The organism is Acinetobacter sp. WZC-1, assembly GCF_052544965.1.
Genome location: NZ_CP199370.1, coordinates 341,504 through 360,515, shown reverse-complemented (window position 1 = coordinate 360,515; position 19,012 = coordinate 341,504). Strand labels below are relative to the sequence as shown.

Genomic DNA, 19,012 nt, shown 5'->3' with positions numbered 1-19,012 from the left:
TCTCTCTATTAAACTAATTTTGTATCAGCGTAATCCTGATTCCATAATGCTGACTGGATAATCCTGCTGAAATAACCCAAATCAGATAACTTCAAATAACTCCAGTGAAATAAACCAGGCTAAATCATATTGTTCATATTCACAATAGGCAGCATTACGGCAATCACAATCACCAGTACGATACCCGCCATGAAGACCAGCATCAGTGGCTCAAGCAAGGCCAGCAATGTGGATATGAATGTAGTGACTTCACGATCCTGCATCCCTGATGCACGCTCCAGCATACGGTCCAGTTCACCGGATGCTTCACCACTTCTGATCATTTGTACCATCATTGGTGGAAAATAACCACAGCGTTCAAGTTGTGTTGCCAGATTACCGCCTTCTGTTACTTTTTCAGCAGCAAGATTCACCGCATCCCGGATCACCCAGTTATTGCTCACCGCAGCGCCAATTTTCAGCGCATCCACCAATGGCACACCCGACTGGGTCAAAATGGACAGGGTACTAGCAAAACGTGCTGCATTTATACCACGTGATAATTTACCGAATAATGGCAATCTGAGTGTTAAACGATCAAACGTGTAGTGTCCTGCCGAAGTACGCAGGAATCGGGCCAACCCCAAAACGCCCAGGGTCGTGGCCACCAGCATGAAGGGCCAGCTGGCCCGGATAAAGTCACTGGTTTTCATCAGCGCCACGGTAATCCAGGGCAATGCCTGCTTGCTCTGATCAAAGGTTTTTACAATATCCGGCACCACATAAGTCATCAGCCCCATGACAATGGCAAAGGACATCAGCATCAGAATGACGGGATAAATCATGGCACCCTGCACTTTCTTCTGCATGGAAAAACGGTTTTCCGTATAATCCGCCAACTGGTCCAGAATCAGGTCCAGGTGACCGGAACGTTCCCCGGCGGCAATGGTGGCAATATATAAATCAGGGAAACGTCCGATCTGGTGCATAGCCTGCGCCAATGAATGCCCTTCCAGTACTCGTGAACGGACCGACAGCAGAATATTCTGTACATGCAACTTTTCACTCTGTTTGGCAACGGCGCGCAGGGCTTCTTCAAGCGGTACAGCTGCTGCAACCAGTACGGAAAGCTGCCGGGTCATCAACGCCAGGTCATAGGCTGAGAATTTTTTCTGGAACCATCCTGAACTACGGTTTTTATCCTTTTGTTCCACCGGATCAACAGTAACCGGAATCCACGCTTTATCACGCAGTTGCTGTCGAATCTGACGTGCTGAATCACCTTCCATCACGCCTTTTTGTTGTTTTCCTGAATCATCCAGGGCTGTAAATTGATATGCCGGCATGCTTATGCTCTAATTTTCCAGAATTTTCGGTCACTGCTGTTGCATCTGACCCTGAAAATCATTCATATTCCAGACTGTGAATGACGTATACACTCTAACATAACCTTTTCGCGATCACGATATTATTTCACCCGGAACCGGCGATACCTTAATATGCTGAATATGACAGATTCACGCCAGACCATTTACCGTATACGGGTTGCTGTACCTGTACATCTGTATGACTGTTTCGACTATCAGCTCAGCGCTGAGCAATATCAGCAGGCGGAAATCGGTGCCCGCGTTGCGGTTTCATTTGGACGTCAGCATCTGACCGGTGTGATTGTTGAAAAACTTGCGCCGGATGCACCGATTGATCCCGGTTTTCAGCTGAAAACCATCAGCAGTCTGGTGGATGATCAGGCCATTTTAAATGATAAGGTTTTGAGTCTACTGAGCTGGGCCGCCCAGTATTATCAGTTTCCGCTCGGCGAAGTCATTCATGCAGCATTACCGGTGTTTTTACGTCAGGGCAAACCCTATGATCTGCTGGCGCATGTGTGGAAAGTACTCGACTTAAACGCAGAAGAGAAGTTGAAGCGTTCAGAAAAACAGCTGAATGCCTACAAAATTTTAAAGCTTCATCCTCAGGGAACCTCTGAAAACATTCTGAATCTCAGCGGGATTGAAACAGCCACCCTGAAAGCCATTGAGAAAAAAGGCGTGATCCGCTGCGAACTGGAGCAGCAGGATTTCAGCCCCGAACCCGTACAACTGGCACAGCTGCCCCTGACGCCCAACCATGATCAGCAAAAAGCCATTCAGACCATTTTAAAGGCGCAAAACAAATATCAGGCTTTTTTACTAGATGGGTTAACCGGCAGTGGAAAAACCGAGGTTTATTTACAGATCATGCAACAGGTCCTGAAACAGGGCAAACAGGTGCTGGTACTGGTGCCTGAAATTGGTCTGACCCCGCAGACCATCAGCCGTTTCCAATCCCGCTTTCACTGCAATATTGCCCTGCTGCATTCGGGTCTGAATGATTCAAAACGGCTCCAGGCCTGGCAACATGCACAGACCGGGAAAGCTTCAATTATCCTGGGGACCCGCTCAGCCATTTATACCCCTTTACCTCAACTGGGTCTGATCATTCTGGATGAAGAGCACGATCTGTCGTTCAAGCAACAGGAAGGCTTCCGCTACCATGCCCGTGATGTTGCCCTGTATCGTGCGTCACTGGAAAACTGTCCGATTATTCTGGGTTCGGCCACGCCCAGTATAGACAGCTACTACCTGGTGGACCAGGGCAAGCTGACCGGCCTGCAACTGAACCAGCGGGCCGGTAGCGCCATAATGCCGACCATGCATGTTATTGATTCAAAAATCAGCCGTAAGCAACACGGCATCAGTGAGCCCCTGATTCATGAAATCAGGAAACGGCTGGAAAGAAAGGAACAGGTGCTGGTGTTTCTGAACCGGCGCGGCTATGCGCCGGTTGTCATCTGTGAAAGCTGTGGATGGCAGGCCAACTGTCCAAACTGCGATGCGCATTTTACCCTGCATACCAGTCCCTATACCCATCTGCACTGTCATCACTGCGGCACCATTAACCGCCTGCCCGATGCCTGCCCGCAATGCCACCAGCAGACCCTGAAACCCATTGGCATAGGCACCGCCAGGGTTGAAGACGGCCTGAACACACTTTTCCCGGACTTTCCGGTACTGCGGGTTGACCGTGATTCCACCAGTCGTGTCGGCAGCTGGCAAAAAATCCATGATCAGATTCAGCAAAGCCAGCCAGTCATTCTGCTGGGAACGCAAATGCTTGCCAAAGGACACCATTTTCCTTTTGTGACACTGGTGGCCATTCTGGATATTGATGGTGGCCTGCTGAGTGTCGATTTCCGGGCACCGGAACGCACAGCGCAGCTGATTGTGCAGGTGGCAGGCCGCTCCGGCCGGGGTGAGAAAAAAGGCGATGTCTATCTACAGACGCTGCGGCCTGAGCATCCCATGCTGAATACCCTGATTCATCAGGATTATCGGGCATTTGCCAGACAGATGCTGGCAGACCGTAAACTGGCCTCACTGCCCCCCTGCCGCTATGCTGTCTTAATCCGCTGCGAATCCCGCAGTCAGGAAGAAAACCAGCAATTCCTGACGGACATGACGCAGCAACTCCGACTGAGTACTGAGGAAAATCTGATTGAAGTCTGGGGGCCAATTCCTGCCCCGATGGAACGCAAGGCCGGACGCTGGCAGGCTCATGTGGTCCTGCTGTGTTCTGACCGGGCAAAAATGCATTTTTATCTGCATCGCTGGTGGCCTCAGCTGTTAAAGCAAAAACCGTCTTCCATGAAAATCAGTATTGATGTCGATCCACAGGAATTCAGCTGAGCCCCAAAAATGAATCAAAATCATACTCAGTCATTGCAGTTTTCAGGCTACAATTTTTTTTAAATCACAAAAATACTCAGGGCAATTCAATGTCATTATTGCTACAGATTACAATATTCCTTGGTGCCGCATTATTGCTGGTTCCATTAGGCCGAAAATTTGGTATCTCCACCGTTTTAGGCTATCTCTTCACCGGCATTCTGCTGGGTCCAAGCGTTGCTAATATTGCCAGCGATTCCGAGGCGATCATGCACCTCGGTGAATTTGGCGTGATCCTGCTGATGTTTCTGATCGGACTGGAACTGCGGCCACAGCGGCTATGGGAAATGCGTCAGTCGATCTTTGTCACCGGTGCCCTGCAGACCGGCATCACCGGTATGGTGTTCATGGGGACCATCTACCTGCTGTTGCAACAGTCGCTGTCGGTCAGTTTTGTCATTGGTTTTGCGCTGGCCCTGTCATCCACCGCATTTGTGCTGCAACTGCTTGCAGAGAAACAGCAACTGAATACCACACATGGGCAGCAGTCATTTTCCATTCTGCTGTTTCAGGACATTGCCGCTATTCCCCTGCTAGCCATTATTCCCTTACTTGCAGGTGGCTCATCGGCACATTATGGCATCTCTTATTTCGCTGCCATCATTGCTGCATTTACCGGGTTATTCCTGTTCAGCCGTTATATCATGCGGCCTTTCTTTCGCTTTGTGACCAAAAGCGGCGCAACTGAACTGATCACCGCAGTGGGGTTATTTATTGTGCTGGGGGTGGCTCTGCTGATGGACAGCCTGGGCATCAGCACAACACTCGGTGCATTTCTGACCGGTGTGCTGCTGGCCGATTCAGAGTTCCGCCATGAACTGGAAGCCAGTATTGCTCCATTTAAAGGCTTATTGCTCGGTTTGTTTTTTATGACCGTGGGAATGACCACCCAGCTGTCGCTGATCGTGGATATGCCTTTGCTGATTATTGGCGGCGCGGTACTGCTGATTCTGAGCAAAGCATTGATCATGCTGGTCATTGCCCGCTATAAAAAATACAACTGGCGTAACAGCCTGATGATTGCCGCCAGTCTCGCTCAGGGAGGAGAATTTGCCTTTGTGATTCTGAATGTGGCCCGCAGTGAAAAAATGATCAATGAAACCATCCAGGAACCGCTGGTGTTGATTGTCACACTGTCCATGATACTGACACCAATTGTGTTCTGGCTGGTTTCCTCACAGATTATCCCCCGGTTGTATAAAAATACATCACCGGAATATGACGAAATCCCGGATCAGCATCCGGCACTGATTATTGCCGGTTTTGGGCGTTTCGGGCAGATCATTGCCCGACTGGCACACATGCAGCAGTTCCGATTTACCGCCATTGACAATAATATGAAACGCATAGACTTTGTCAGAAAATATGGCGGCACGCTCTATTATGGCGATGTCACCTATCCGGATCTGCTCAGGGCAGCAGGCATTCAGACCGCCAGAGTCTTTGTACTGGCCATAGATGATGTGGAGGATTCCATGAATGTCGCACGTCACATTCGCCTGAATTATCCTGGTCTAAGTCTGCTGGTGCGTGCAAGAGACCGTCACCACGTACATTTATTGCGGGACCTGGGCGTCAAATATATCTGGCGGGAAACCTACCTGTCTTCACTGGGCATGGCTTACCGTACCTTATGCGAACTGGGCATTCCTGAAGATAAGGCGCAGACCAGTGTCGAACTGTTCAGGGATTATGATGAAAAACTGCTCACTCAGCAGCAGAACATTTATACCGATGAACAGAAAATCTTTGAAAGTTACCGCAGTATCTTAGGTGAACTGGAACATTTGTTTGAAAATGATGCGCGGGCTTCAAAATGGGAAGATCCTTTACATACCCAGGAAAATCCATCCGATGCAGCAACCTCTGTATCTCCCGTAAACAGTGACCGGCATTCAGACCGGATTGATGTTACACGGGATCAATAAAGTGGTTATGAACCGACTCCCTGGCCCGATGGCAGCCATTTTATTGTAATATTTGCTTGTGATTTATCATATCGCCACCATTCAATCAGGGATCCGGAGAATTTTATGTCTGATTTACGCCAACGATTTTATATGGAAAACTGTCCTGTCCGTGGTGAAGTGGTCCATCTGGAAGAAACCCTGCAAACCATTCTCGCACAACGGGACTATGCGCCTGCTGTTCAGATTCTGCTCGGTGAAATGCTCAGTGCAACAGCTTTACTGGCCAGCACTTTAAAAATTCAGGGCCGCATCAGTTTACAGATTCAGGCGGAAGGCACGTTTAAATGGGCCATGGCAGAATGCAACCATTCAGGCGAAGTCCGCGCGCTGGCGGACTATGAGGCAGGCCCCCGTTTTAATGAAGCTGACAGCAGTCAGACCGTGTTGGCTACCCTGGTTAATCCTGTACTTTTTATCAGCATCGAACCGGATTCTGGCGAACGCTATCAGGGCATCGTGGCACTGGACAAGGCCACGCTGGCAGAGTGTCTGATGCAGTACTATGATCTTTCTGCACAGATTCCAACTCATATTGTACTGGCCAGTACAGCACAGCGGGCCGGCGGATTGCTGATTCAGCTATTACCCCGCAACAATGAAGAAGAACAGGAATGGGTGGATGAAGATCTGTGGCCACGCTTAACCCTGCTGACAGAAACCCTGAAAACCGAAGAGCTGACGGAACTGGATGCTCAGGAAATCCTGTACCGTTTATACAACGAGGAAGACGTCCGCTTACCGGACGCCGAACCACTGCACTTTGGCTGTACCTGCTCCAGGGAACGCTGTGCCAATGCCTTACAACAGATTGGCGTTCAGGCAGTACGGGAAACACTGGAACATCAGAACCCGATTACCATGGACTGTCAGTTCTGCAATACCCGCTATAGCTTTACCGCCGAAGAAGCACTGAGCCTGTTCGGAGAACATTTAAGCTGACAGGCAGGTGCAGGGACATGCAAATCATTTAATATAATCAGCAGATTTTTCAGGATTGGGTGCGGTACATGACAGCATCCGGTCCTTTTTCATTTCCATGCTTACTTCCACCTCACTTCATTCTGACTGGTGCGATGCAGAGCACCACCCGGTAAACAGATAAAATTTGAAACAATATCAACACCAAGTCGCACTAGCCACCCAGGTGGAAATCGCAGCATAATAAAATACGTCGATAAAATTACTTATTCCAGATATGGCAAAAAATTATTATGAAGCACTGGGCGTCTCACGTGATGCCAATCCTGATGAAATTAAAAAAGCGTATCGTAAACTCGCCAGGAAATATCATCCCGACGTCAGTAAGGAATCTGATGCTGAACAGAAGATGCAGGAAATCAACGTTGCCTATGACACCCTGAGTAATCCTGAGCGGAAAAAGGAATATGATTTTATGCTCGATCATCCGCAGGGACAGGCAGGCTTTGGGCAGCAGGCAGGTCAGGGTGGGTTTGATGGCGCACAATTCTACCGGCAGGGTTTTGATCAGGGCAATGCAGATTTCAGCGGCTTTGAAGACCTGTTTGGCCGATTTGGCGGAGGTTTTGGCGGCGGCCGGCAGCAACAGTCCGGAGCACGTGGTTCACACGGCTACCGGGGTGAGGACCAGCATGCCAGTATTCATGTGGATGCAGAGGTGGCCTACCACGGTTCCACTCAGCAGATCACCCTGCAGATTCCCACTTATAATGCCTATGGCGAACCCGAAATTCAGCGTAAAACCCTGCAGGTCAAAATCCCTGCCGGCATGAAGGAAGGCCAGCAGATCCGCCTTTCAGGACAGGGGCAGGCCGGAATCAACGGCGGGGAAAATGGCGATCTGTATATTGAAATCCATTATCAGGACACTGACCGGATCCGGGTAGAAGATGCAGACGTTTACTATACTGTCGACATTGCACCGTGGGAAGCAGCACTTGGCCAGCCGATTGAAGTCAGTACTCCTGCCGGAAAAGTAAAGGTCAACGTTCCGCAGAATGCCAGAACAGGACAGCAACTACGGCTCAAGGACAAAGGCATTCCCAGTAAAACACCGGGGCACCTGTATCTGGTTTTAAATATTGTGCTGCCTGCTGCACAGACGGAGGCAGAAAAACAGGCCTGGCAGAATTTTGCAGACAGTTTCGCCGGGTTTAATCCCCGCGCATCCTGAAGGAGAATATTCGCATGACCACCATACATTATCGTGAAATCATCAGCAATGGCCATCATGATATTGAAATTATTGACGAAAGCTACTGTTTTGATCTTTATCATTTTGCGCAGGCATGTGGACAAAGCCCGGAATGGGTCCTGCAACTGCTCGAATATGAAATTCTGCCTGCCCGGCCTGATGAGCGTATTCATCAGTTTTTCGGTGAGGACGTGTCCCGTGCCCGCCGCGCCTACCGCCTGCAACGGGATTTTGAAGCCAGCCTGTCTGCCGTGGCCATGATGATGGATCTCATTGACGAAGTGCAGCAACTGCGTAAACAGACCAGACATCATCACCAGCATCAATAAGCAGCTTTCAGCCATCACAAAATACCGTGGCCATTGATCGCGGTCATAATCTTGCTCTATTTTTCCGGGTGGATGACATGACCCTGTCATCCTGAATTCGCAACTTTTTGTTAAATCAGCTGACAGCTACCCGCCTGGCTGTCATGATGATCGTTTTCTGTTCAATTTCTCAATTTAATATTACAGAGGTGGGTCACACAATGAATATTAAGGTGCTGAATAAAAAGATCAAAAATATGTTCCCGGAATACAGTGGGTTAATGATGTTTCTAAAACAGAATAATGCTCACTTTGCCAATATGCTTGAGGCGCACGATTCGCTTGATCGCGAAATTACCCAGCTGGAACTGGATCCGGTACATGTCATCAATGATGATATTGAAACACTGAAAAGAAAAAAGCTGAAATATAAGGATGCGCTGTATCGGTTGCTTAAAAAAACCGCACGGGAGCGTTCAGTTCATCCGGACTGAATCATTATTTGAAACGGGTGATTTTCCCGACTCCTTTCATGGTTTGCTTAATGGGGTCGTAGTCCAGGAACCAGAACAGGTTACTTCGCTGGCTCTGATTCTGCTGTGCCAGTAAATCAATCACGCTCTTTTCACCACGCCCGACCAGGTGACGCCGATAAAAGTAATACAGCAGTAGAATGGTGGTCATTAACATCAGCCCAAGCATAATCCAGAAACCCAGCGGTGATTTCAGACCGGGAATAAATTCAAAATTCATGCCGTAAATCCCGGTCAGCAGGGTCAGTGGCGCAAACACGGCTGTGATGATTGCCAGAATCCGCATATTTTCATTGGTCTGACTGGCAATGGCTGAAAAATGCAGATCTATTGCTGCCTGAACCGCATTGCCAAGCCGCACGCTGTGTTTTTGTATGCGCTCAATATGGCTGTTTAAATCATTCATTTTGACCAGTAAAAGGTCCTGACGTTCTGCGTGTTTTCTGCCTTTTAAATGCTGATAGTTCTCAACAATTTCATCCCGGAACTCCAACAGGGACTCAATCTGTTCTTCACACAGGTTTTCCATTTGCTGCAAGGCCATATTTTCCTGCAACAACTGATTCCATCGATTAAACCGCCGATGCCCCTGTAACAGCTCCCTCTGCCAGAATTCCACTCTGCGGGTCAGTGGTGCCCGCAGATCCAGATAGCCATCCACCATGCTGTTCAGCAGACGCAGGGCAAGATCAACCGGATTCATGGCCAGTTTTCTTAGACTGTTCTGTTCCTGTATATTGCGCAGCAGCACTGTTTCAAGCCGGGCAATATAATTCTCAACCGCTTTATTGCCCCTTTCACGTATTGTCACCAGCGCCTGCGGACTCAGAATAAAACTGACCGGAGAGGTGGTCAGTCCAAACACACTTTCATGTTTTTCCAGCGCATGCTCACCCATGCCAATATGGTCATCCGGGGTAATCAGTTTCCTGAAAATCAGCAAGTTATAATCATCCACGGTATCAAATACACAGGGATGCTCAAGATTCAATACATCACGGACATGGTATTCGTTCAGTAACAGACCGGTCTGTTGCTGGATCTGTTTTTGCCATTCCTCCACATGATTCACCACATCATCCCGGGTGCAGTCAATCCATATAAACTGCCGCTCATGCTCCGAAACAGGCTGCCTCTGAATAAACATATAGTGCTCAGCATGATGCTGGAAAAAATAAAAAGTCTGCATAGCTGCCGTAATTGCGGTGGTGAGTCCCATGCTGCATGATGCCATAAAAAAAGCCCACATCAAGTGGACTTTTTTATCAGCTCAGACCGGGATTCAGGCCTGTTCTACATCCTTCATGGTCAATTTAATACGGCCACGGTTGTCAACATCGGCAACCTGTACCTTCACATCCTGACCTTCGGTCAGAACGTCTGTCACATTGGCAATACGTTCATTGGAAATCTGGGAAATATGCAGTAAGCCATCAGTACCCGGCATAATGTTGACAAAAGCACCGAATTCAACAATACGAATGACTTTACCGGCATAAATTGTGCCCGGTTCAACTTCGGCAGTCAGTGCCTGAATTTTTGCAATGGCCGCCTGCGCCGCAGCTTTGGTTTCACCAAAGACACGAACCGTACCATTATCTTCAATGTCAATGGCAGCTTTGGTTTCTTCCGTAATCTGACGAATGGTTGCACCACCCTTACCAATCACGTCACGAATCTTGTCCGGGTTAATGGTAATCACCTGGAAAGTCGGCGCATGCATTGAAATTTCAGGACGGGCACGGGAAAGTACCTGATTCATGGCATTCAGGATGTGCATACGACCGGCATAGGCCTGGTTCAGTGCAACTTCCATAATCTCTTCTGTAATGCCTTCGATCTTGATATCCATCTGCAACGCAGTGATCCCGTTGGCAGAACCGGCTACTTTAAAGTCCATGTCACCCAGGTGATCTTCATCACCCAGAATATCGGACAGTACAGCAAAACGCTCGCCTTCCTTCACAAGCCCCATGGCAATACCGGCCACCGGTGCTTTCAGCGGAACGCCCGCATCCATTAATGACAATGAAGCGCCACACACAGAAGCCATGGAAGATGAACCATTGGATTCAGTAATGTCAGATACGATACGGATCACATAAGGGAAGCGGTCAGCTGCCGGAAGTACGGCCTGTACACCACGGCGTGCCAAACGGCCATGACCGATTTCACGACGTTTAGGACCTGATTCACGGCCTGTCTCACCTACAGAGTATGCCGGGAAGTTATAGTGCAGCATGAAGTTGTCAGTTTTGGTTCCTGCCAGTGTATCCACCATCAGGGCATCACGGGTATTACCCAGGGTGGTTGTGACCAATGCCTGAGTTTCACCACGTGTAAACAAGGCAGAACCGTGTGCACGATCCAACACACCTGTCTGTACATCCAGTGCACGGACAGTTTTGGTATCACGACCATCAATACGTGGTTTACCTGACAGAATATTGTCACGAACGGTCCGGTATTTCAGGTCTTCAAATAATTCGTTGACTTCATCCGCAGCATCAGCATCTGAACCTTCAGGTGCAAACTGAGCCAGGGCTTCTGCATGCAGCGCATCCAGGGCTGTATAACGATCCTGTTTGACTGCAATGGTATAGGCTTCAGAAATTTTTGCTTCAAAAGCATCCTTCAGTTTCGCACCCAGTGCTTCATTTTTGGCAGGAGCAACCCAGTTTGACTCAGTCGCACCGGCCGCAGCTGCAAATTCCTTAATTGCCTGAATGGCAATCTGCATTTCATCATGACCGAACAGTACCGCACCCAGCATCTGGTCTTCAGACAGCTCTTTTGCTTCTGATTCGACCATTAATACAGCAGCTTCCGTACCGGCAACCACTAAATCAAGATCAGACTGTGCCAGTTGTTCATGATTCGGGTTCAGTACATATTCACCATTGATCAGACCAACACGCGCTCCGCCAATCGGGCCACGAAAAGGTGTCCCGGCAATGGAAAGTGCAGCAGAAGTCCCCAGCATGGCAGCAATATCAGCATCCATGGTTTTGTCAGAAGACACCACCGTTGCCGTCACCTGAATTTCGTTATAATAACCTTCCGGGAACAATGGACGGATTGGACGGTCAATCAGGCGTGAAATCAGGGTTTCAGCTTCGGAAGCACGGCCTTCACGCTTGCCATAGCCGCCCGGGATACGACCTGCAGCATATTGTTTTTCCTGATAGTTTACGGTTAACGGAAAAAAATCCTGCCCCGCTTTTGCGGTCGGCTGAGCCACTACAGCAACCAGTACGGTGACACCACCCATTGTGACCAATACCGTATTTGCCTGACGGGCAACACGACCTGTTTCCAGCACCACCTGATGCTGGCCAAACTGAAATTCTTTACGAACGATATTAAACATCGACATATATTGTTTTTTCCTGATTTTATGCCAGTGGAGACCCCTAAGGTCTGGCATTCACATTAGCTGCGTAACGATAAATGACAAAGCTTAGAAGCCGACCTCACCAGACAGTAAACATTTATAAATACACTATTTTTAAACACAAAGAAGGAGCGAAACATCGCCCCTTCCAGATGATCTGACCCGTGTCAGATACACTTTAGTTTTCATCAGTACGGCATTGAACATGCAATCATCCGAAAATAAAAGTTTAAATCGATTAACGACGTAAACCTAAAGCACCAATCAAATCGCTGTAACGCGTCGCGTCCTTACCTTTTAGATAGTCAAGCAGCTTACGACGCTGATTTACCATGCGGATCAGACCACGACGGCTGTGATGATCATGCTTGTGCTCTTTAAAATGACCCTGCAAATCATTGATTTGTGCAGTCAGTAAGGCAACCTGTACTTCCGGTGAACCTGTGTCATTTTCAGCGCGGGCAAATTTTGCAATAACCTCTGCGCGGTCTGTGTTTGTTAAAGCCATTCGATTTCTCCGAGATGCTTAATATATAAATCATTGATACAAATCATACTGGCTCTTCAAAACCAGTCTGACTGCCGTGCATCACTACAGCAGCCGCTATTTTAAATGAACTCCCCATAGATTGCAAAATTATCCTCCACCCCAGACCAACTTGCATGATTGCTGTCCGTTTTCGGGCAATTCAGACACCGATTTTTATTTACAGTCAAACCATCTAATTATTCATACGAGCGATTCAATTCAAATGAATGATTATAAATAAAACTTATATTCTTGTATAAGCTTTTAGAAACTATGGGTTATCAATTGGTTTTTTGTACTTTTGAATCATGGATGGTTGTCCTGCCGTGGGGTGACATGGATGTCGCCGTTGGCGGACTTGCGCTGCCTTCAAAGCAAAATATGGCAATCAAAGTTTTTTTATAATCAAACAACTCGTTTTCTCATACAATTGATTTAATTAAAAATATTAATCAAGAGAAATTGTATTCATGCGTATGAGTTTTTTAACAGGTTGATTACAAGCTGGCATTGAACAGACATAAAAAAGCCCTGTAGTCTCTCCCAAAACTACAAGGCTTAGCGGCTGTAAGTTTCCTCTTTATCACTTACCTTCCTGTAAGTTCGCAGTCTCCCGACTTTCATTTCTTCTTATTCTATGCGATTTGCCCAACAATCCATGTTGTGCTCTTTGTATGAACTCATCATCGCAAAATATGTGCTGAAGCTCCATGCGCAAATTTCCTGAATTCATGTAAGCAATTTCGTACATCCATACCAAAACTCCCTGCTTTACTGTCAGCACCCGGCATTGATTTTCCGGGCCAGTCCACTCTGCCGGATTGTAGCAATACTCAGTGACTGAGCAAATGCCTCTTTATGGACCAGCAGACTGACCACCTGCCTGGCACGGGTAATGGCAGTATAAATCAATTCCTGGCTGAGCAATCCGGTTGCCGCCTCGTCCAGCACCACAGCAGTATGTGTGAACTCCGATCCCTGTGATTTATGAATGGTCAGGGCAAAGGCGGTCTGTACTGAACCTGGCAATCGGGTCGCCGCAATCCATTGATCCAGCCCCGGAAAATACACCTCAAACTGATCCGGCTGGCTACGATGTGGCAGACAGATGCCAATATCGCCATTGGACAACCCCAGCTGATAATCGTTATAACTCATCATGACCGGACGCCCCACATACCAGTTGCCCTGTCTGGAGGTCGCAGGTAAATGTTCAAACAGAGCTTTTTCCATTTCCAGGTTGAGATGATCCACACCCAGTGGTCCATAATGAATGGCCGCCAGAATCCGGTACTGATCAAATGCCTGCACCACCTGGCCGACCTGATCCGGACAATGATCAGCAGTGTATTGTCTGAGACAGTCAAAATAAGCGAGATAGCCCTGGCTGAGTATCTGATAATGCCGGCTCATCTCTGCCGGGCTGCTGTGCTTCGGCAAGTATTGCAGCTGGATGATATCGGACATATCCGGCTGTAAGTGAATGGGTTGAATCTCTGATGCAGCGGTCACCTGCTGTTCAAAATCGCTGAGCAACTGCCGGGGTTCAGTATCTGCATATTTATGTGCCTGAATAAACCGTGCCATGGTTCCAATCAGTGCTCCCTCCCGGAAACGGCGGCTGGTCACCAGTTGCACACTATTTTCCTGCAGGCCGGGTACCTGCTGTAAATCTGCGAGCACGGAACCGACATCCACTGACGCCAATTGATCTGCATCTCCCAGTAAAATTAAACGGCAATGCTCAGGCACCGCTTCCAGCAATAAAGTCGCCAGATTTAAATCCAGCATTGAAGCTTCATCAATGACAATCACGTCAAAAGGCAATGGCTGTTTCTGATTGAAGCGTGCCCGGTGCCGGTGCCCCAGACCAAGTAGACGATGGATCGTCAGGGTTTCCTGTTGCTTCAATTGTTCTGTCACCAGTCCTGAGTCATTCAGCTTTGGATCATTCAGCGAGTTTTGCAGGGCTTCCTTCATCCGCTGTGCCGCTTTGCCGGTCGGAGCAGCCAGGGCAATCCGTAAATCAGGAATGGCCTGATTCAGCACGGCAATGATTCTGGCCAGGGTATAGGTCTTGCCGGTTCCCGGTCCTCCGGTAATCAGGTTCAGGGCATTTTCGGCAACCATTTTCAATGCATTGCGCTGATGAATATCTTCCAGCAGATGCTCAAAAGGCTGTATATCCACAGGCACTGTCTGCTGCTGCTTTAATCGTGCAACCTGTATCGCCAGCCGCTGTTCCTGATGCCAGTAGCGGTACAGATACAGTGCCTGATCATCATATACAAATGGGGCCGCCCGCTGTTCAGCCACCTGATCACTGACAGCAATCTGCTGCATCGCCTGAATATTTTTGCCCCGATATTCAATACAGCTGTCACCACGTGTTGTCGCCAGCAACAGGTCACGAATCATTTCAAGTGCATCTTCACTGTTTCCCATACCTGTGAATAACTGCCCCAGCATATATTGACTCCAGTCCTCAATCCATTGCGGCAGTGGGTTTGTTAAATCCTGTTGATTTTCCACACAGTTATCCTCAGAGTTATCCATAAGGTTTTCAACATAGTTATCCACAGACCAACCTTATGTTTATACAGACATTCACCGGACTATGCACACAGTTTTCGCCAGTTTATCCTCAGCTACGCCGGTTGAGTCTGAGTATAGTAGTAACCAAGAATCGCATCCAGCCGCAGAATAAATTCGGCGCCGGGATTCCAGCTGTAACAACCCTGCTGCGGCTGAGCATTCATCCCTCTCAGATACAGATAGGTTGCTCCGCCCAGGTCACGTTCAATCTGATACCCCGCCAGCTGTACACTTAAATAACGATGCAGGGCAACCAGATATAATGCGGCCTGCAACCAGTAACTGGCCTGCGACATACTGGCCTGCACGGCCTCCGGACGGTAGTCCTGCTGATCCTGTCCCAGAAAATTACTTTTATAATCGGCGATGTGGTATTGACGGCCATCAAACAGCACCAGGTCAATCGATCCGTTCAGATAGCGTGCCGAATTGGCTTCCCGGAATTCCGGCATGCTGATGCCATGTTCAGCAAACAACTGATGAATGCGTTGAATGGCCAGTACACGATCTGACAGCGCCAGATAAAAAGGAAACTCTGCCAGATATTCTCCTGTCTGAAGTTGGCTCAGCTGAAAGTCCGACAGAATCGGTGTGTTTAAAACATCCTGTAACCAGTCGGTCATCCACTGAATCAGTGTTGCTTCCACCTGGTCCCGCTGTGGGAAAGCTTTCTGAAATTTTTCTGTCAGTTCCGACCATAGCACTGCATAGGTATTTTTAAAGCGACGGTGAATTTCCAGTGGCCAGCTCGCCTGGTCCTTAAAATCAATATGTTCAAAAATTTCATGCAGAAAATTACCTGCCACGGTGCCCATGGGGAAATTTGCCTTGATCCATGCAATTGGCTGCCCGGTATCCGTCTGTTGCACCATGACCGTTTCCAGCTCAGATGGATACACATCATCTTCGGCACTTTCCGGCAGAGGTTCAGCCACGGCCAGTGCATCCTGAATCTGCTGACGGCTTAAATGCCGGGCCAGATAACTGAAACTGGTTTTCCCACGCGGATAAAACCGCTGCTGTGGCAGGGCTTGTGCTGTCAGTGCAGTGCATGGCTGCTGCAACGGCCGTTTCAGTCTGCGCGGCTGCTCGGTCAATAACGGTTCCTGTACACTGTAGACATGCTGAAAAACATGTACCCCCTGCCCACGCCAGAACGCCAGACCTGTGGTGGAACTCTGTTTCTGATCACTGAGCATGGCATAAACCCGATAACTGGCACGGGTCAGGGCCACATACCACAGCCGGTGATGCTCCGCCAGCGCACGCTGGTCATGTTGCTCAATCTCAGCCGGATTCAGGGTGGTTTTATCATTGACAGCCACGACACGCTGTACTTCCACCTGCCCGGTCTGTGGGTTGGCCGTCTCAATGACCGAAAAGTTCAGGGTTTTGTTCATTTCCCGGAAATCCCGGTCTGCACCCAGCAGAAAAACCACTTTAAACTCCAGTCCTTTGGACTGATGTATGGTCATCAGCTGAACGCCGGCCTGACTGGACAACTGACGCTCCATTTCCCATTCACGCTCTGCTGGAGAGCTCAGTTGCCGCAGGTACCAGTGGTATAAATGCTGCGCTCTCGGATAATGCTCACTGTGCTGACTGAGTAATTCAGTAATATGCCGCAGGTTCACCACGGCACGTTCATTGTCCCTGCGAGGGATGGCAACCAGCTTTTCCCATACCGCAAACTGGCTCAGACAGTATTGCCACGCCGGAAGAAAACCCTGATTCAGCCACATGTCCCGCAGCTGACTGAACTGTTGAATATAATGGTTCAGGCCATCTGCATGCTGTTCAAGCTGAATCAGCTGCTGTAAATTGAAACCCATCATCCGGCTAAGCAGAACCCGCCTGATTTTTGTTTCGTCATAAGGGAACATGATCGCCGTCAGCATGGCTCCGGCATCCCTGGCCACCTGACCGGCAAACACACTTTTTTTCGAGGGTCGATTGACCTGAATGCCCAGATATTGCAATGCAGACTGAACCTGATCCAGCCCATTGTGACTCTTTGACAGCACCGCAATATCATTTGCATCCAGTCCACGCTGCACTGTTGGTTCAGCAAAATAAAGACTGCCCTGAATGCCGCGGTTCAATAAATCCTGAATTTTCCAGGCCACCTGTTCAGCTTCCGTGTTTTTGTCCTGCAACTGAATCCAGCGCAAGGGGGCCGGGTTGCTCAGCCCATCATCCACCAACTCAGGATGCGCACGGCGCCCCGGCCGTACCGGGCTATAAAACACCTGCTCACCAAAATCCGGTTGCCGCTGAAACAGGGCATCCACCACTTCAACCAGCGGCCGAACCGAACGATGATTTTCAATCAGGTTATAGGCATGCCCATCCTTCCCGAAAACATCCTGATGTGCTTTGAGAAAGGTCAGCATGTCTCCGCCACGAAACCCATAAATCGCCTGCTTGCGGTCACCCACCATGATCATACAGCCATTGCTGACCCGTGCAGGATAGCGCCAGATCTGTGCCAATATATTGTCCTGATCCTGACTGGTATCCTGAAATTCGTCCACCAGTATCAGGGGATAACGTGCATGCACAAAAGCCGCAAAACGTTGTCCCTGCTCGCCCTGCAACGCTTCCGCCAGGGTCCTGATTTGCTGACTGAATGTAGTTTCACCCTTTTGCTGTAAAAGCTGCGGTAAGCGTTTTCTGACCTCACTGGCCAGATGAAACTGCAAATAACTGTCCAGCTGTTGCAAGGCTGTGCTCAGATTTTGCAGCGCTACCACAAAATTTCTCAGCAACTGAATCAACGGATGCTGCTCAAAACCCTGTGACACCGCTTCGCTGCATTTATTTAAAACCTTTTTGGTCGCCAGGTCCGCCAACAGCTTTAAAGTCATGGCATGCCGGGCAGCAAACAGGGCATAAGCTCCCTGTTGCTGCAACGCCGACAGAAATACCGGCAGGGTTTCGGTCAGCAAAACCTGCATTCTGTTTTCATCACGCCATTTTTTAGCGATGAACGTATGGTACTGCCCTTCCATCGAATAATAGTCTGCAAGACCCGCCGTGCTGTCTGTATCAATCTGTTGCAGGGTCTGCATCTGCTGCTCAAACTGCGCCAGATCAATCTCCGGTTGTGGTACTGTTTTAAATTGTGCTGAAGCAAAATTCAGGCTATTTTCAACCACAGCAATATAGGCATCCTGCGATTTCAGTTTTTTATTCAGCAACAGGTAGTCAATGATGTGCTGAGGTTGCTGCTGAATCCATTCCCGCAGCACATCATGGATCAGCTGCCGGGTATAGCTTTTTGCATCATCCGTCAGTGCTGCCCGTTCAATTCTGCCGCTTTCAAAAGCAAATTCGCGCAACAGTTTCTGACTAAAACTGTCCAGGGTCCCCACAAACAGCTCATCCAGCTGGTCAATCACCAGTTTCAGCCGCTCACAGGCATAATTCAGCCGGGTGACAAACGTCCTCAACAGCACCGCAAACAGTATGTCCGGTTCCTGCTCAGCTTTTTGCAGCAATTGGCGTTCTGTTAAATCCCGGCATGCTTCAAGATAACGAAGGGTGTCATACAACCGGCTGCGGATGCGGCTTTTCAGTTCTGCGGAAGCTTTGCGGGTGAAGGTGGTGGCAATGACCTGACCCGGTAGATATTTTTCCAGTAAAATCCGCACCATCAGACTGGACAACGTATAAGTTTTTCCGGTCCCTGCTGACGCTTCAATCCAGTGCAGGCCGGCAAACTGCATATCTTCAATCGGCTGAATCGACACTTTTTTATGACGCAT

The 19,012-nt window shown here is 48.8% G+C and carries 12 protein-coding genes; 6 read left to right on the top strand and 6 right to left on the bottom strand.

Going from position 1 to position 19,012, the window contains the following annotated elements; translation table 11 throughout:
- Positions 1 to 119: 119 nt before the first annotated feature.
- Positions 120 to 1,325: a type II secretion system inner membrane protein GspF gene (gene gspF / locus ACT6PV_RS01675; protein WP_445114779.1), complete on the bottom strand. Its 1,206-nt coding sequence runs from the start codon at positions 1,323 to 1,325 to the stop codon at positions 120 to 122.
- A gap of 153 nt (positions 1,326 to 1,478) precedes the next feature.
- Here gspF and ACT6PV_RS01670 point away from each other — a divergent pair, with 153 nt between their 5' ends.
- The 6 genes from ACT6PV_RS01670 (at position 1,479) to ACT6PV_RS01645 (ending at position 8,688) form a co-directional block, all read left to right on the top strand.
- Positions 1,479 to 3,704, top strand: a complete 2,226-nt coding sequence (locus ACT6PV_RS01670; protein WP_445114778.1) for a primosomal protein N' — start codon at positions 1,479 to 1,481, stop codon at positions 3,702 to 3,704.
- Positions 3,705 to 3,793: 89 nt separating this feature from the next.
- Complete coding sequence (locus tag ACT6PV_RS01665) at positions 3,794 to 5,671, top strand: monovalent cation:proton antiporter-2 (CPA2) family protein (RefSeq protein WP_445114777.1); 1,878 nt, start codon at positions 3,794 to 3,796, stop codon at positions 5,669 to 5,671.
- A 105-nt stretch (positions 5,672 to 5,776) separates the two neighbouring features.
- Positions 5,777 to 6,652: an Hsp33 family molecular chaperone HslO gene (hslO, locus tag ACT6PV_RS01660; protein WP_445114776.1), complete on the top strand. Its 876-nt coding sequence runs from the start codon at positions 5,777 to 5,779 to the stop codon at positions 6,650 to 6,652.
- Positions 6,653 to 6,908: 256 nt separating this feature from the next.
- A complete protein-coding gene (locus ACT6PV_RS01655) occupies positions 6,909 to 7,865 on the top strand; it encodes a DnaJ C-terminal domain-containing protein (RefSeq protein WP_445114775.1) in 957 nt (318 codons plus the stop codon).
- A gap of 14 nt (positions 7,866 to 7,879) precedes the next feature.
- Positions 7,880 to 8,215 (top strand): chaperone modulator CbpM, encoded by a 336-nt coding sequence (locus tag ACT6PV_RS01650; protein WP_445114774.1) that lies wholly within the window; start codon positions 7,880 to 7,882, stop codon positions 8,213 to 8,215.
- Positions 8,216 to 8,415: 200 nt separating this feature from the next.
- On the top strand, positions 8,416 to 8,688 hold the full coding sequence (locus tag ACT6PV_RS01645) for a YdcH family protein (protein WP_445114773.1): 273 nt from the start codon (positions 8,416 to 8,418) through the stop codon (positions 8,686 to 8,688).
- Positions 8,689 to 8,692: 4 nt separating this feature from the next.
- On the opposite strand, the gene ACT6PV_RS01640 is transcribed toward ACT6PV_RS01645, so the two are convergent.
- From ACT6PV_RS01640 to ACT6PV_RS01620, 5 genes are all read right to left on the bottom strand, one after another.
- Entirely contained in the window at positions 8,693 to 9,916 is a 1,224-nt protein-coding gene (locus ACT6PV_RS01640; RefSeq protein ID WP_445116992.1) for a magnesium transporter CorA family protein, read from the bottom strand.
- Positions 9,917 to 10,009: 93 nt separating this feature from the next.
- Complete coding sequence (pnp, locus tag ACT6PV_RS01635; RefSeq protein ID WP_445116991.1) at positions 10,010 to 12,097, bottom strand: polyribonucleotide nucleotidyltransferase; 2,088 nt, start codon at positions 12,095 to 12,097, stop codon at positions 10,010 to 10,012.
- Between the two features lie 262 nt (positions 12,098 to 12,359).
- Positions 12,360 to 12,629 carry a 30S ribosomal protein S15 gene (rpsO, locus tag ACT6PV_RS01630; RefSeq protein ID WP_445114772.1) on the bottom strand — a complete coding sequence of 90 codons (270 nt, stop codon included), beginning with the start codon at positions 12,627 to 12,629 and terminating at the stop codon, positions 12,360 to 12,362.
- A 798-nt stretch (positions 12,630 to 13,427) separates the two neighbouring features.
- Positions 13,428 to 15,206 (bottom strand): exodeoxyribonuclease V subunit alpha, encoded by a 1,779-nt coding sequence (recD, locus tag ACT6PV_RS01625; RefSeq protein ID WP_445114771.1) that lies wholly within the window; start codon positions 15,204 to 15,206, stop codon positions 13,428 to 13,430.
- A 92-nt stretch (positions 15,207 to 15,298) separates the two neighbouring features.
- Positions 15,299 to 19,012: a UvrD-helicase domain-containing protein gene (locus ACT6PV_RS01620; protein ID WP_445114770.1), complete on the bottom strand. Its 3,714-nt coding sequence runs from the start codon at positions 19,010 to 19,012 to the stop codon at positions 15,299 to 15,301.